Annotated in this window: 16 protein-coding genes and 1 other annotated feature; of the genes, 4 read left to right on the top strand and 12 right to left on the bottom strand. The window is 27.0% G+C overall.

The window, feature by feature from the left end:
- Positions 1-18 precede the first annotated feature (18 nt).
- Entirely contained in the window at positions 19-957 is a 939-nt protein-coding gene (locus CKV72_RS11760) for an AEC family transporter (RefSeq protein WP_089864530.1), read from the bottom strand.
- An 86-nt stretch (positions 958-1,043) separates the two neighbouring features.
- Entirely contained in the window at positions 1,044-2,435 is a 1,392-nt protein-coding gene (asnS, locus tag CKV72_RS11755; protein ID WP_089864527.1) for an asparagine--tRNA ligase, read from the bottom strand.
- A gap of 47 nt (positions 2,436-2,482) precedes the next feature.
- Positions 2,483-2,724 (bottom strand) — a binding site (T-box leader).
- A gap of 217 nt (positions 2,725-2,941) precedes the next feature.
- On the opposite strand from asnS, the gene CKV72_RS11750 reads away from it, so the two are divergent.
- Complete coding sequence (locus CKV72_RS11750) at positions 2,942-3,631, top strand: cytochrome c biogenesis CcdA family protein (RefSeq protein ID WP_095178327.1); 690 nt, start codon at positions 2,942-2,944, stop codon at positions 3,629-3,631.
- A 15-nt stretch (positions 3,632-3,646) separates the two neighbouring features.
- Positions 3,647-4,195 carry a TlpA disulfide reductase family protein gene (locus tag CKV72_RS11745; RefSeq protein WP_095178326.1) on the top strand — a complete coding sequence of 183 codons (549 nt, stop codon included), beginning with the start codon at positions 3,647-3,649 and terminating at the stop codon, positions 4,193-4,195.
- Between the two features lie 84 nt (positions 4,196-4,279).
- On the opposite strand, the gene surE is transcribed toward CKV72_RS11745, so the two are convergent.
- Together surE and CKV72_RS11735 are read right to left on the bottom strand one after the other, a co-directional pair.
- A complete protein-coding gene (surE, locus tag CKV72_RS11740; RefSeq protein ID WP_095178325.1) occupies positions 4,280-5,035 on the bottom strand; it encodes a 5'/3'-nucleotidase SurE in 756 nt (251 codons plus the stop codon).
- A gap of 14 nt (positions 5,036-5,049) precedes the next feature.
- Complete coding sequence (locus CKV72_RS11735; RefSeq protein WP_169712374.1) at positions 5,050-5,964, bottom strand: DMT family transporter; 915 nt, start codon at positions 5,962-5,964, stop codon at positions 5,050-5,052.
- Between the two features lie 121 nt (positions 5,965-6,085).
- Here CKV72_RS11735 and CKV72_RS11730 point away from each other — a divergent pair, with 121 nt between their 5' ends.
- Entirely contained in the window at positions 6,086-7,276 is a 1,191-nt protein-coding gene (locus CKV72_RS11730) for a M20 family metallopeptidase (protein ID WP_242955726.1), read from the top strand.
- On the opposite strand, the gene CKV72_RS11725 is transcribed toward CKV72_RS11730, so the two are convergent.
- Positions 7,277-8,158 carry a LysR family transcriptional regulator gene (locus CKV72_RS11725; protein WP_095178323.1) on the bottom strand — a complete coding sequence of 294 codons (882 nt, stop codon included), beginning with the start codon at positions 8,156-8,158 and terminating at the stop codon, positions 7,277-7,279.
- A gap of 121 nt (positions 8,159-8,279) precedes the next feature.
- Between CKV72_RS11725 and CKV72_RS11720 the strand changes: the two genes are divergently transcribed.
- A complete protein-coding gene (locus CKV72_RS11720; RefSeq protein WP_095178322.1) occupies positions 8,280-9,470 on the top strand; it encodes a coenzyme F420-0:L-glutamate ligase in 1,191 nt (396 codons plus the stop codon).
- A 62-nt stretch (positions 9,471-9,532) separates the two neighbouring features.
- Here CKV72_RS11720 and CKV72_RS11715 read toward each other — a convergent pair whose 3' ends face one another.
- From CKV72_RS11715 to CKV72_RS11685, 7 genes are all read right to left on the bottom strand, one after another.
- Positions 9,533-10,237, bottom strand: coding sequence for a pseudouridine synthase (locus tag CKV72_RS11715; RefSeq protein WP_095178321.1), 705 nt, complete (start codon positions 10,235-10,237; stop codon positions 9,533-9,535).
- A 39-nt stretch (positions 10,238-10,276) separates the two neighbouring features.
- A complete protein-coding gene (locus CKV72_RS11710) occupies positions 10,277-10,837 on the bottom strand; it encodes a hypothetical protein (protein WP_095178320.1) in 561 nt (186 codons plus the stop codon).
- A 1-nt stretch (position 10,838) separates the two neighbouring features.
- Positions 10,839-11,729 carry a hypothetical protein gene (locus CKV72_RS11705; RefSeq protein WP_095178319.1) on the bottom strand — a complete coding sequence of 297 codons (891 nt, stop codon included), beginning with the start codon at positions 11,727-11,729 and terminating at the stop codon, positions 10,839-10,841.
- A 23-nt stretch (positions 11,730-11,752) separates the two neighbouring features.
- Positions 11,753-12,664 carry a sensor histidine kinase gene (locus CKV72_RS11700; protein WP_095178318.1) on the bottom strand — a complete coding sequence of 304 codons (912 nt, stop codon included), beginning with the start codon at positions 12,662-12,664 and terminating at the stop codon, positions 11,753-11,755.
- An 18-nt stretch (positions 12,665-12,682) separates the two neighbouring features.
- Entirely contained in the window at positions 12,683-13,438 is a 756-nt protein-coding gene (locus tag CKV72_RS11695; RefSeq protein ID WP_095178317.1) for an ABC transporter permease, read from the bottom strand.
- Positions 13,431-14,354 carry an ATP-binding cassette domain-containing protein gene (locus CKV72_RS11690; RefSeq protein ID WP_095178316.1) on the bottom strand — a complete coding sequence of 308 codons (924 nt, stop codon included), beginning with the start codon at positions 14,352-14,354 and terminating at the stop codon, positions 13,431-13,433. The genes CKV72_RS11695 and CKV72_RS11690 overlap by 8 nt, the downstream gene beginning before the upstream one ends.
- Before the next feature lie 81 nt (positions 14,355-14,435).
- The gene (locus CKV72_RS11685; RefSeq protein ID WP_095178315.1) at positions 14,436-15,146 is read right to left on the bottom strand and encodes a response regulator transcription factor; all 711 of its coding nucleotides are present in this window, start codon (positions 15,144-15,146) and stop codon (positions 14,436-14,438) included.
- Positions 15,147-15,186 lie beyond the last annotated feature (40 nt).

Below are 15,186 nucleotides of genomic sequence, written 5' to 3'. Positions count from 1 at the left end.
TTTTTAATGTAAGTAATTTTATTGAAGAATTATTTTGTATATAGGAATTATAAATAGACTTAATATAGTAGTTATAGTAACCATAATAGCTGCATATTTATAATCTGCATCATAAGCTCTAGATATAATAGCAGTATTAGTCATAACTGGCATAGCTGATTGAATAATAAAAACATTTTTCATAAGATGGGGTAAAGGGAAAAATGCACATAATAATACTACTAATAAAGGAGAAATTATAAATCTTCCTAAAAGTACCCCCCAAATGTCTTTGTTAAATTCTATTCCTTTTAAGTCTATATAGTATATTGTATTACCTATAAATAGCATAGATAAAGGTGTAGTTAAATTTCCTAGATATCTACAAGTATCATTTATAAAACTAGGTAAAGGAATGGATAAAATTATTAATAACAAGGCAACTATAAATCCCATTAGTGGAGGTGAGAATATCCTTTTTATAGTAGCTTTAGATAAAAGTTTTTGAGATTCAACTTTTCCATCTTGACCTATTTCAAAAACACCAATGGTCCAAAAAAATGTAGTATTTGCTATATAATACAATAAAACATAAGGAACACTTTCATTACCAAATAGAGCTAAGTTTACAGGTAGTCCAATGAATATGGTATTAGATACAAAAAACATAGATTGAAAAGTTCCGCGTCTATTAGGTGAAATTTTAAGAAGTTTTATAGTTAATTTGCCTATAAAATAAGCAAGAGCAATAGAGATGAAGGGAACTATAAGCCCCTTTCCTAAACTTAAAAGCTTTTCTCTATCAAAGTTATTCATTAAATTATTAATCATGAGAGCAGGAAGGGATACATTTACAACAAGTTTAGAAAATAATTGAGCCCCTTTTTTATCTATCCAACTTATTTTTGTTAAAAGGTACCCTATAGCTATCATTATAATAATACTAAAGATACTTCCAAAAGCATTTAAAAGTTCCATAAAAAGCCCCCTTTAATACAACAATTAAAATTTCAGATGGAACTTAAGTTCCATCTGAATAAGAGTCATCCTTTACTTATATTTAATTAAAATTCAGCTGAACCTGGAGTTCTAGGGAATGGTATTACATCTCTTATATTAGATATTCCTGTCATATACATTAATATTCTTTCAAATCCTAATCCGAAACCAGAGTGTTTAGCAGAACCATATTTTCTTAATTCTAAATACCACCAATAATCTTTTTCATTAAGTTTAAATTCTTTCATACGTTCTTCTAAAACATCTAAACGTTCTTCTCTTTGGCTACCACCTATAATTTCACCAACTCCTGGTACTAATAGGTCAGCTGCTGCAACAGTTTTGTTATCGTCATTTAATCTCATGTAGAATGCTTTTATATCTTTTGGATAATCAGTTACAAAAACAGGTTTTTCAAATATTTTTTCTGTTATATATCTTTCATGCTCTGTTTGAAGGTCTATTCCCCATTCAACAGGATATTGGAACTTTTCTCTTGATTTTTGTAGTAAATCTATAGCTTCTGTATATGTTATTCTCTTAAATTCAGAGTTAACAACATTATCTAATCTTTTAAATAGATTTTTATCAATGAAACTGTTAAAGAAATTCATTTCTTCTGGAGCATTTTCTAATACATAATTTATTATGTATTTTACCATTTCTTCAGCTACATCCATATAATCATTTAAGTCTGCAAAAGCCATTTCAGGTTCTATCATCCAAAATTCAGATGCGTGTCTTGCAGTATTTGAGTTTTCTGCTCTAAAGGTAGGACCAAAAGTATACACATTACCAAAAGCTAATGCATAGGATTCAGCAGATAATTGGCCACTTACTGTAAGTTTTGCATCTTTATCAAAAAAGTCTTGAGAAAAATCTACTTTGCCTTCATCATTTTTGGGTATATTATTTAGATTTAGAGTAGTAACTCTAAACATTTCTCCAGCACCTTCGCAGTCACTAGCAGTTATAATAGGTGTATGAACATATACAAAATTTCTTTCTTGGAAGAACTTATGTACAGCATAAGCTGCAAGGGAACGTATTCTAAAAACTGCTGAGAAAGTATTGCTTCTAGGTCTTAAGTGTGCAATAGTTCTTAAAAATTCAAAAGAATGTCTTTTCTTTTGCAGTGGATAATCTTGAAGAGAAGTTCCTTCTATTGTTATTTTTGATGCTTGAATTTCAAAAGGTTGTTTGGCTGAAGGAGTTTCTACTAATTTCCCTTCTACTATAATAGATGAACTAATAGGTAATTTTGATACCTTATCAAAATTATCTAGACTAGTATCTATAACAATTTGAAGATTCTTGAAAAAGCTTCCGTCATTCAATTCTATAAATCCAAAGTTTTTGGATGTTCTTTCAGTTCTTATCCAACCTGCAACAGTAATTTCTTTGTTTATAAATTTTTCTTTTTCTCTATAAAGTTGCTTTATTAAGATTTTTTTCATGTTAATCCTCCTTATATTAAATTAAAATAAAAAGCCTCTCATCCTTGTAAAGGGACGAAAGACTGACTTCGCGGTACCACCCAATTTGTCTAAATGACCACTCAAATAGGCATGAATTATAAATTCATGCATCAGTTATAAGGTACTGAATACCTCTAAGCCTACTTTCTTATAGATTTCAGTTAGAAACTCAAGGATGTTCTTCAATAAAGATATAACACCAGTCTTACACCATCACTGATTCGCTTTAGTTAATTACTTTACCTACTCTTCCTGTCATAGTTTTTAAAAACATATGATATATTAAAAATAAATATCTATGTTTATTAATTATAATGGTTAAAAAATTTAATGTCAATGACTAGTATCAAAGGCTGTAAAAGTCATTTATAACTGTGTGGAAGAAAAGTTTTTTCTATTCATTAATACTTTTTTTATTTCTTCATAGTATCTTCACATTGATATAATATAATTAAAATTATATAAATAGTTATAGGAGGGTTTCTTTGGAAAATATATCATTGTTTTTAGCTTTTTCGTCAGGAATATTATCTTTTTTATCTCCTTGTGTACTTCCGCTAGTTCCAATATATTTAACTTATCTAACTGGAAGTTCCATTGAAGAAATAAATAATAAAAATAAATTAACAGTAATATATAAAGCAGTAGGCTTTACTTTAGGTTTTACTTTGATCTTTATAATAATGGGAATATCTGTAACGTCTTTGGGACAATTATTTGATAGAAATAAAGATATATTTAGAAAAATAGGTGGAATAATAATCATAGTATTTGGTTTGCATATTATGGGAGTAGTAAAAATAAAAACTTTTTACTATCAAAAGACTATGTTACAACCACAGAAATTTAAGTCAGGACTAAGCTCATTTTTTATAGGAATGGCTTTTGCTATAGGTTGGACTCCTTGTGTGGGGCCTATGTTAGCATCAATTTTAATTTATGCGGGAAATACTAAGACTTTAGCGTCAGGCATTAAACTTTTAATAGCTTATTCTGTAGGTTTAGGAATACCTTTTATAATATCAGGATTCTTAGTAGATTTTATATCAGGGTATATAAAAAGATTTTCTAAGTATTTTAATGTAGTTTCTATAGTTAGTGGAGTAATACTTATATTTATGGGTATTATGACTTTTACTAATAAAATGTATATAATAAATAATATTTTTAGTTAGAGAAAGGTGATAAATTTGAAAAAGAAATTAATAGTATTTTTAGTTTTACTTTTTATAATTTTATCTTCTGCATTTTATAAAAATTATGTAGATAAAGGAAACATTTCAAATAAAGAAGATACAACTATGGAAATAGACGATAGAAAAGGTGAGCCTAGAAAAATACCAGCATTAGATTTTAAACTTAAAGATTTAAATGATAAAGAAATAGCTTTAAGTAAATTTAAAGGAAAAAAAGTTATGCTCAATTTTTGGGCAACCTGGTGTGGATATTGTGTACAAGAAATGCCTTATATGCAAAATATCCACAATGAAACTAGGGATAAAGATGTAATAATATTGGCTGTAAATGTAGGAGAAAGTAAAGATAAAGTAAAAAAGTTTATAGAAAAAAATAATTACAGCTTTCCTGTAGTTTTAGATGAAAATCAAGAAATAGCACAAAATTATGGTATTCAAGGTTTTCCTACAACTTTATTTATAGATGAGGATGGGTTTGTATACAGTGGAATACAGGGACCTATGACTGACGATATAATGAGAAAACAATTAAAGATAAACTAATAAAATGTCCTAATTTAGTATATTACAGTTTTTATAAATGATTATACTAAATTAGGACATTTTTAATTTTAAATATATTCTATATTAATATTTAAACCAATTACATACATCGTTTATAATTTTAAAATTAGTAAGATCATAGTGTAGGGGAGTTATTGTGGCATATCCATTTCTAAGATAATATATATCTGTATTGGATTTATGACCGTTAGTTAATTCTCCTCTTAGAATGTAAGAGATTTCATTTTCTTTTTCTATTTCTTCAAAACAAGAAGTAAACGTTCTTCCACCCATTTGACAAACTTTTATTCCTTTTAAAGACTCTTTATCTAAACAAGGCACGTTAACATTTAATACTAGATTATTTTTTGTAAAGTTTTCTTTTGAAATTTTAATTATATTCTTTGCTACATTTGCTGCGGTGTTAAAATTTATATCTCCTTTTTTAACTTCAGAAGATATAGCTATAGAAGGTACATTATGAATAGCAGCTTCAATTGCAGCAGATACAGTACCGGAATATAATATATCTATACCTAGATTTGTTCCATAATTTATTCCGGAAATAACCATATCTACTGGTTTAGTTAAAATTTTATCCATAGCTACCTTAACACAATCAGCAGGAGTTCCACTGATACTATATGCTGAAGAATGTATCTCATCTAATTCTACTTCTTTTATAAATAATGGGTCAGATATAGTTATAGAATGACTTTTTGCACTCATTTCTATAGATGGAGCAGCAATTATTATTTCATGTTCTTTTTGAAGCTCTTTTGCTAATGTATATATACCTTCTGAATTTACACCATCGTCGTTGGTTAAAAGTAATCGCATTTTATATAATCCTCCTAAAAATTATTATCGAATTTATTCTTATTGAGTTTTATAGTTTTATTAATATCATGTAGAAAGTTCCATTTTGTTTCTGCAGTTATTATTGCTAAAAATATAAGAATACATCCTATAAACATTTTATAAGTAAACTTGTCATCAAGGAGTATACAGGATAATATACTTCCAAATACTGATTCTAAACATAAAATAATAGCAGTATGTGATGGAGAAGTATATTTTTGAGCAACTGTTTGTATTAAAAATGCTATACAAGTACTAAATACTCCTAGGTAAAATACAGGAAAAATTCCTTCTTTGGGAATACTTTTGGGAATTCCATCTACAACTATCATACATAAGAATGATAATATAGCAGTAATCAAAAATTGAGTGAAAGTTAATATTATAGGGTCACATTTTTTTGAAAAATAACCAATGGATACTATGTGGCAAGCGAAAAATACTGCACAGGTTAATGTGAGTAAGTCTCCTATATTTATATATATAGATCCATCTAGTGTAAGGAAAGATATCCCTATTAAACATAGGAAAGTTGCAATTATATTATATGAATTAGGCTTTTCTTTTGAAACAAACCAATATATAAAAGGAACCATTACTACATTTGTTCCAGTTAAAAATGCTTGTTTACTAGCTGTAGTATATATAAGGCCTATTGTCTGTGTTGAGAATGCAAGGAAGAGGAAAGTGCCTACAATAAGTCCAGTTTTTAAATGATTTATATCAATATTTTTTATTTTTTTAAAAAATATTATACCCATAAGCAAAGTACTTATGGAAAAACGTAATGTTGAAATGAAAAAAGGTGATATAGATTCTAATGCATTCTTAGTTGCTACAAAACCGCTACCCCAAATTATTGCAACTATAAGTAAAGAAATATCTGCTAATAAGCTTTTCTTATTCAATTTTTTTGCCCCCTTATAAATGAAATAAAAAACAGTACAAAATATATTATAACATAGTTAATACAAACTTAGTTATAGTATAATTTATATATTAAATCTACAAGTTTTGAGGTGTTTAATAATGGATAAAAAGGTAATTATAACTAACAAAATTGATATTATAAAAAATGAACTTATAGAATTGGGTAATAAAATTCATGAAAATCCAGAACTATCGTTTAATGAATATAATGCAGTAGAAAACATAACTACCATGTTGGAAAAACACGGGTTTAATATAAAAAAGGGAATAGGAGGATTAGAAACTTCATTTAGAGCAGAATATAATACAAAGAGAAATGGTCCAACAATAGCTTTTTTAGCAGAGTACGATGCTTTACCTAAAATAGGTCATGGTTGTGGGCATAATTTAATAGCCACTATGGCGGTGGGAGCTGCCATAGGACTAAAAGAAGTATCCAATTATATAGATGGCAAGATAGTTGTATTAGGAACTCCTGCAGAAGAATGTGGAGGAGGTAAAATTATAATGTTAGAACAAGGAGGCTTTGATGATGTAGATTATGCTCTAATGATGCATCCTTGTACAAGAAATCTAATTTGTAGGGGAGGATTGGCAACTAGGATAGTAGATATAGAATATTATGGGAAATCAGTACATTCTTCTTTTCCTGAAGGTGGTATTAATGCATTACAAGCAGTAATACAAACTTTTAATATGATAGATCAATTTAGAGCATTATTTCCAATAAAATCTAATGTAAATGGTATTATAACAAATGGAGGAAATGTATCTAATATTATTCCAGATTATGCTTCTTGTGAGTTTAGTATAAGGGCAGAAACAGTAAAAGATTTGAAAGTAGTTGTAGATTATATAGAACATATAGTAAATACAATAGAAAAGCTTATAGGCGTTAAAGCAAAAATAGAAAAATCTTTTATGTATGCAGAAAGATATCCTAATAAATGTATAGATGAAAAACTTAAAGAGAATATTTCTAAACTTGGTGTTGAAATGAAGTATCCAGATCCTAATATGAAATATGGATCCTCGGATATAGGAAATGTTAGTCTTAAAGTTCCATCTATTCATTCATACATTAAAATAGCAGATAAATCAGTAAATTCTCATTCAATTAATTTTACAAAAGCAGCTAATAAACCTATAGCATATAAACAAATTATAAAAGCAGCTAAAGCTATGGCATTAACAGCATTTGATATATTTACAGATGAAACTTTAAGAAAAAATATAAATGATGAGTTTAATAAAGTAGTACCTAAATATAATGAAGATGATTTAAAATAATCACTTTTTTAGTATATCAACAAATTTTGTAGAAGAAGGTGAAAGAGAAACACTTTTTAAAGAACAAACACCTATATTTCTCTTAGGTATTACCTCCTTAGTTTGTATCTCATAAAGTTTATTACCTTTTAAATAATCCTGTGAAAATTCTTTAATAACACAAGATATACCTAGGTTTATTTTTGCAAATTCTAATAGTAGATCATGGGATCCAAGTTCAATTTCAGGAGTTATTGTGATACCTTTTGATAACATATATTTTTCCACATATTGTCTTGAATTCGATTTAGATTCAAGTAGTATTAGTGGAAAGTTTGCTAGTTCTTTAAGACTTATTGGATAAGTAATTTTATTCTTATATTTTTTACCACAAACGAAAATATCATGAATATCTATTAATTCCGTTACTTCTAGTGAATAATCATCAATTGGTAAATTACAAATTGCAATATCAATTTCACCAGATTTCAGCATAGTGCAAAGCTCTAAAGTTGTTCGATTGATGATTTTTAATTTAATATTTGGATAGTTACTATGAAATTTTTCTAAATAAGGTAACAAAAAATATCGAGAGATAGTATCTCCAACACCTAATTTTAAATCACCCATTAATAAATTTTTAGATTCTGTAAGTTTTTTTTCAGCTACATTAATTAAATTAATGGCTGAACTTGTATATTCAAATAAAAGTTCACCTTCATTTGTAAGAATTACACCTCTAGGAGTTCGTGTAAAAAGGCGTATTTCTAGTTCATTTTCAAGTTGCATAATTGCTTGACTTACAGCAGGTTGAGTCATGTAAAGAGCTTTTGCAGCTTTAGAAAAACTTTTATGTTTAGCTACTTCAGAGAAAACTTTATATAAATCTAGTTTTATGGACATATAACTCCTCCTTATATCTAGTATTATATCTATTTATTTTACTTATATCATAAAATAGTGTATATTACAAATGTAGGATATGAATTTCATTCAAAATAAAAATAATTAAGGAGAATTTGATATGGAAAGAATAGTAGGAACTGTTGTTAGAGGGCTTCGTGCTCCAATTGTTAAACAAGGTGATAATATATCAGAGATTGTTGTAGACAGTGTATTAAAAGCTTCACAAATAGAGGGATTTTCTATTAAAGATAAAGATGTAGTTGCTATGACTGAATCAGTTGTTGCTCGTGCTCAAGGAAATTACGCAAGTATTGATGCTATTGCAAAAGATATAAATTCAAAATTTGGAGAAGATACTATTGGTGTTATATTTCCAATATTAAGCCGTAACCGTTTTGCTATCTGCCTTCGTGGTATTGCAAAAGGAGCTAAAAAAATCGTTTTAATGCTTGGATATCCATCTGATGAAGTAGGAAACCATTTAGTAGATATAGATGCTTTAGATGAAAAAGGTGTGAATCCTTGGACAGATGTGTTAACAGAAAAACAATTCCGTGATTACTTTGGATATATTAAACATACTTTTACTGGTGTTGATTATATAGATTATTATAAATCCTTAATTAAAGAATATGGTGTTGAATGTGAAATTATTTTTTCAAACAATCCAAAAACTATTCTAGAATATACAAAGAGTGTTATTACTTGTGATACTCATACTAGATTTAGAAATAAGAGAATTTTAAAAGAAAATGGTGCACAAAAAGTTTATGGACTTGATGATATTTTAACTAAATCTATTGATGGCAGTGGATATAACGAAGATTACGGTCTTTTAGGTTCAAATAAAGCTACTGAAAAAAGTGTAAAACTTTTCCCAAGAGATTGTAAAAGTATAGTTAATAACATTCAAGAAATTTTAAAAGAAAAGACTGGAAAAACCGTTGAAGTTATGGTTTACGGAGATGGTGCATTTAAAGATCCAGTTGGTAAGATATGGGAACTTGCAGATCCAGTAGTATCTCCTGGATATACATCAGGACTTGAAGGTACTCCTAATGAAGTTAAGTTAAAATATCTTGCGGATAATAATTTTGCTGACTTAAAAGGAGAAGAGCTTAAAAAGGCTATATCTGAGTATATTAAAAATAAGGAAGCAAATCTTGTAGGCAACATGGAGTCACAAGGTACTACACCAAGAAGACTTACTGATCTTATAGGTTCTCTTTGTGATTTAACTTCAGGAAGTGGAGATAAGGGTACACCTATTATATATATACAAGGCTACTTCGATAATTATACAAAATAATAAACCTTTAAAAAAACTTTCCATGTAAAATGTTTTCCATGGAAAGTTTCTTATATTTTTAGCTATTTTTTGGATCTAAGAATTCTAACTTCTTCATCTGTTAGATATCTCCATTTTCCTACAGGTAAACCTTTTAGAGTAATATTGCTAACTCGAACACGTTTAAGCTTTATAACATTGTATCCAAAACGTGAACACATTCTTCTTATTTGACGATTTAATCCTTGAGATAGGGTTATTTTAAAGGTTGTAGGATTTATTTTAATTACTTTACATTTATTTGTTACTGTGTACTGTTTTTTAACAGGATTATAAATTTTAACTCCTTTAGACATACCATTTATAAAAGAGGGAGTAATAGGTTTATTTACAGTTACAATATAATCTTTTTCATGATTGTTTTCCTCTCTTAAAATCTCATTAACAATGCTTCCGTCATTTGTAAGAAGTATTAGGCCTTCAGAAGGTTTATCTAATCTACCTATTGGAAAGATTCTTTCAGGATAATTTATAAAATCAATTATGTTTCCTTTTATATGTCTTTCTGTTGTACAAGTAATACCTACAGGCTTATTTAAAGCAATATATACATCATTCTTTTTCCTTTCCAATAGTTTACCATTTACTTCAACTTTATCTTTTGGATCTACTATGTATCCTAAAGGTGCAATTTCTCCATTAACTTTTACCTTATTTTGTTTGATTAATTCATCAGCTTCTCTTCTAGAACAAATTCCAGTTGAACTAATAAAATTATTAAGTCTCATAAAAATTTATCCCGTCCTTATAAAAATATTTTTAAGTATTTATTTAGTTTGAAGTTCTTTAACAAACATATTTTTAAATCTATAAATTAACTTCATTAGATAGATGCGTAAAATAATTAATATTATAGGCACTATAATATTTAAAAATGTTATATAAAATACAAGTGTAAAATTTAAAAATATAATATTAATAACTGAAACTATTATATAAAATTTTAGCTTTTTTATAGTTTCATAAGCTAAATCCCATTGATTATTATTATTGAAATATTCAATAGAAGCATCAAATAAATTATAAAACATAAGAAGCTCCATAACACTAGAAAAAACTATGCATATTTCATTAAATAAAAAAAGATTATTTGATTTAATTGATAGAAATTCTATGAATTCTCCTAGAATAGTTATAATACTTATTATAATTGCAAAAGTTTTAGATTTATTAAATGACTCTATATGAGTTATTTTATACAAAGAACTTATTCCACTTAAGATAATTATATAACCTATAAATGCTGGTAATATTTTTACTGGTCCTAATTTTATATTAAATGAGCAAATAAAAATTCCCCAAAATATCTTATTATATTCATTATACATGTTAAATCACACTCCTTGCTTTTAAGTACTTAAAGATTCCTTTTAAATCAAAATTGTAGGGAGTATGATTAATATTATATATGCGAATATAAGACTTATTTCTCTCGCTATCTTCATAATATAGTTTTGGTTGTATGTCATAAAAGCTATATTCTTCAAGTATAGACTTTGGAGTTTTAGATTTAGAATGTATACTTAATATTTTATCTTTTTCATATTTAGTTCCATGAATATCTTTATAATCAATATTTCCTATAGAAAGATCAAAATAATCCTTTAAATCATCTAATAATGGAGATTCAACATTTAATAACTTTATATCTTTTTTAAGTTTTTCATCAGAGGATGAGGTACCATCAGAAGAACCACTAGAACTAATATACTCTGCTATATCTTCATGATTATTTGTATCCCTATATAGTATTATACGACCTATATTTGTATCTAATGTACTTCCATTATCAAAGATTACCTTAGCATTATTAAGTTCAATTTCATTAAGCTTTTTATCTAGGTTGTTAATATTAATATATATGGTATTAACAACATATCTGCCACATATATCTCCAGTTTGTTTATTAGAGTTATTATTATCAAAAAATGAGAAATTTTCATAACCCATAGGATTATGTGAAACAATAATTTCAATATCAGGTTGTTCTTTAAAGTTAATCCCCACAACTTTTCTATTATCTGATATATTAGTTATGTATTTGAGTTCAAGTCCATTTAAGTAAGCTGAATCTTCATTAACATATACATCTTTTTCAACAAACATTTTTAAAAATACAGGGTTTTTTAATTTATAAACTGATGCAAATATTACAGTGAAAATTAATGATATTACAATTAGAATTAATCCAAATTTTAATATTTTTTTATTTAATTCCACTACATCACCACCTATAGTGTATTTTAAGGAGTTTGTTTTAAATTCCATTTTATTATTATACTAAGCTTATCTTTTGATAATTCTGCAAAGATTTCATAACCCATTTGTTCAACTAATTCTTTAGTTATAGCAAGACCAAGACCAGTACTTTTTCCACTTCTGGTTCGATCTGCTGTAAAGAAACGTTGAAATAAATGGCTTACATCGTCTTCGCTTAAATTAAGTGCATCATTTGTAAAGGTCATTACTATGTGATTTTTATTATTTTTTAGAGATATAAAAATGAATTTGTTACTGTATTTAATCATATTCTGTATTAAATTTGAGAGTATACGTCTTACTGCATTTTCGTCAGCGATAATTAGAGAAATTTGTTCATCTATATCAATATTGGGCTCTATTTTTTTACTAAGAAAATCATTATAAGATAAAGCTATTAGGTCACACATTATATCATGCAGATTTACTGATTGAAGTTCAAATTTATACTCTTTTTCTTCAAGTCTTGATAGGTCATAAAAGCTAGATATTAAAACTTGTAAGGATTTTGCTCTCTTTTTTATTATATTTATATACTGATTTTTTTCATTTTCAGATAAACTATTATCCTCCATTAGTTGAATGTACCCTATTATTGATGTTAGTGGTGTTCTTAAGTCATGAGATATATTTGCAATAGCCTGCCTAATTTCTAAATCCATTTTTTTATGTTTAGCATCAGTTTTTAGTTTTTCTTCTAAGGTTTTATTTATTTCTAGAGTTAGATTTTTTATTTGTTTGTTAGAAGAAGATATTAATACTTTTGAATTAGTTTTACTTTTATTAATTGTATTCAATTGATTATTAATATTTCTTATTTCTTTATGTAGTAAAGCATAAAGGGTGACAAATATACTAGCTATAATTATAAGAAAAATAATAATTAATTGTTGCATAAATGTCACCCTTCCTTTCTATTTGATTTCTTTATTTTTAACATATAGCATAGTTAAAACTGTGAATACTATAGTATATACAATACCTATTAAAGCTGCAGAAATTAATGTAGGGTTTGTTAATTCAGGTGCGCTTAATTTATTTATCTGAGTTGAAATAAGTATATCATAAATATACTGAAATTTATCAGATACAAATGATGAAAGTAGTTTAATAATCTTTGAAAATGTAACAAAGATTATTGCATAGATAAAAGCAAAGGTAGTAGTATTTTTGATAATAAGGGCTAAAAAAGTACATATTGCAATGGAACTTATCCACAATAATGTGGATATTAATAGTCTTTTAACAAAGTTAATCACAAGACTTGTAGAAAAACTTTTGCCAATTCCAAATAGTAGTGTACCACTTCCGAAAAATAAAGTTAATATAACAACTGCGGCTATTGTAGAAAGAATTATTGATACAATTATTTTTGATAATACAAATTTATTTCTTGAAAGTCCAAAGGATATTATATTTTTACTAGTAAGATTTTTATTTTCCTCAGCTGTTACCATTTCCACTATAGCTGGTATTAGAAATACTGGTAATGTAAGCATATGAGTTGATATTTCAATTAATTCAGCTAGGCTTATAACAGTCTCCGAAACATTACTAATTTTAAGTAGTATATTAATTAATAAGGTAAAAGCTGCAATGCTAAATGTATATCCCCAAAAATATACTCTATTAAAATTTCTATAAAGTTCAGCTTTTATATAATTAAGCATTATGAACACCTCCAATCAAATTGATAAAATAATTTTCTAAATTTGCACCAATTTGATTCATTGAACATAACATAACTCCATTGCATACAAGTGCTTGTGCAACTATTTCAGGAGTATCTACGTATTCATATAACCTAATTTCATTGTCATTTAAAACCATATAATTTTTACAATTTAGTTCTTTTTCTATTATTACTGTAGCTTTTTCAACATTTTTTATTTTAATTGATAAGCATCGTTTACATTTTTCTTGTAATTCTTTAGATGATATTTGTTCTACAAGTTCACCTTTGTTAATAAATCCATACATAGTTGCCATTTGAGAAAGCTCACCTAATATATGGCTAGATATAATTATTGTAGTATTTCTCTCTCTATTTAGTTTTAATAAAAGTTCTCTAAATTCTACAATACCTGTAGGATCTAGACCATTTATGGGTTCATCTAAAATAATTAAATCAGGATTAGCCATTAAAGCTAGAGCTAAACCTAAACGTTGTTTCATACCAAGAGAAAAATTTTTAAATTTTTTATTACCTGTATCTTTAAGATTTACAGCTTTAAGTATGTCATCTATACATTCTTTTTCTGGAATGCCCTTTTGTATTCTATAATATTCAAGGTTCTTTTTTGCAGATAAATAAGGGAAAAAGCTTGGGGTTTCTATTATACATCCTGTCCTTCTTCGAGCTTTATTTAAACCATTTTCTGATGTTTCATTAAATAAATTTATTTCTCCTTTTAATGGTATGGTAAGTCCACATATCATTCTAAGCAAAGTTGTTTTTCCTGCACCATTTTTACCAACAAGTCCATAAATATCTCCTTGTTTTACTTCCATGTTAACATTATTTACAGCTAAATTATTATGATATTTTTTAGTAAGATTTTTAGTTCTAAGAACTATATTAGACATTTTAATTGACCTCCTTTTCTTGTACAATTATATATTAAAATATAATCCACAAGATACCTTAAAGAAAAGGTTAAGAAAGTCTTAAGTTTTATCACTAATTTTATATCCAATTCCCCATACTGTATGAATATATTCTGTATTAGGATTGATTTTACTTAGTTTTGAACGGATATTGCTTATATGTACATTTACTGTGTTATCGTCACAAAAGAAATCTTCATTCCAAACATGTTCAAATAAATTGGATTTTGTAAAAACCTTATTAGGATTAGACATTAAAAGCTCTAATATAGTAAATTCCCTTGCAGTAAGGGGAACATATTTGTTTTTAACTGTTACTTCTACTGTTTCTCTGTTTAGAATCAAATCCTCATATACTAAAATATTATCTTTATCATTTTTATTACATGAATTAGAGAAAATCGTATATCTTCTTAATTGGGATTCAACTCTTGCTAAAACTTCATTAGTATCGAAAGGTTTGCATATAAAATCATCTGCACCAAGTTTTAACACTTTTATTTTTATATCTTGTCCAGGTTTTGCAGAAATAACTATAATGGGCATAGTTTTAAACTTTCTTATTTCTGAAATAAGATTTTCTCCTGATATAGCTGGTAGCATTAGATCTAGTAAAACTAGTTGAAAGTACTGTCTTTCAAGGCACATTTTAGCCTCAGAACCAGAATAGGCACTGGTTACCCTATATCCTTGTTTATCTAATATTTTATATAGCAGATTATTTATATCTTCATCGTCTTCTACAACTAATATGTTTATATTATTGTTCATAATAAATATCACCACTCCATTTGTTATAGCTTTACCAAAA

It is taken from the genome of Clostridium cochlearium, from assembly GCF_900187165.1.
Lineage (GTDB): Bacteria > Bacillota > Clostridia > Clostridiales > Clostridiaceae > Clostridium_G > Clostridium_G cochlearium.
This window is presented reverse-complemented; position numbering and strand designations above follow the sequence as displayed.

Bases quoted from the DNA above. Each gene is read 5' to 3' on its own strand.
- CKV72_RS11695 (WP_095178317.1), bottom strand. From the start codon at position 13,438: ATGCTTAATTATATAAAAGCTGAACTTTATAGAAATTTTAATAGAGTA.
- CKV72_RS11700 (WP_095178318.1), bottom strand. From the start codon at position 12,664: ATGCAACAATTAATTATTATTTTTCTTATAATTATAGCTAGTATATTT.
- CKV72_RS11715 (WP_095178321.1), bottom strand. From the start codon at position 10,237: ATGAGACTTAATAATTTTATTAGTTCAACTGGAATTTGTTCTAGAAGA.
- CKV72_RS11760 (WP_089864530.1), bottom strand. From the start codon at position 957: ATGGAACTTTTAAATGCTTTTGGAAGTATCTTTAGTATTATTATAATG.
- CKV72_RS11685 (WP_095178315.1), bottom strand. From the start codon at position 15,146: ATGAACAATAATATAAACATATTAGTTGTAGAAGACGATGAAGATATA.
- asnS (WP_089864527.1), bottom strand. From the start codon at position 2,435: ATGAAAAAAATCTTAATAAAGCAACTTTATAGAGAAAAAGAAAAATTT.
- CKV72_RS11725 (WP_095178323.1), bottom strand. From the start codon at position 8,158: ATGTCCATAAAACTAGATTTATATAAAGTTTTCTCTGAAGTAGCTAAA.
- CKV72_RS11710 (WP_095178320.1), bottom strand. From the start codon at position 10,837: ATGTATAATGAATATAATAAGATATTTTGGGGAATTTTTATTTGCTCA.
- CKV72_RS11730 (WP_242955726.1), top strand. From the start codon at position 6,086: ATGGATAAAAAGGTAATTATAACTAACAAAATTGATATTATAAAAAAT.
- CKV72_RS11690 (WP_095178316.1), bottom strand. From the start codon at position 14,354: ATGTCTAATATAGTTCTTAGAACTAAAAATCTTACTAAAAAATATCAT.
- surE (WP_095178325.1), bottom strand. From the start codon at position 5,035: ATGCGATTACTTTTAACCAACGACGATGGTGTAAATTCAGAAGGTATA.
- CKV72_RS11720 (WP_095178322.1), top strand. From the start codon at position 8,280: ATGGAAAGAATAGTAGGAACTGTTGTTAGAGGGCTTCGTGCTCCAATT.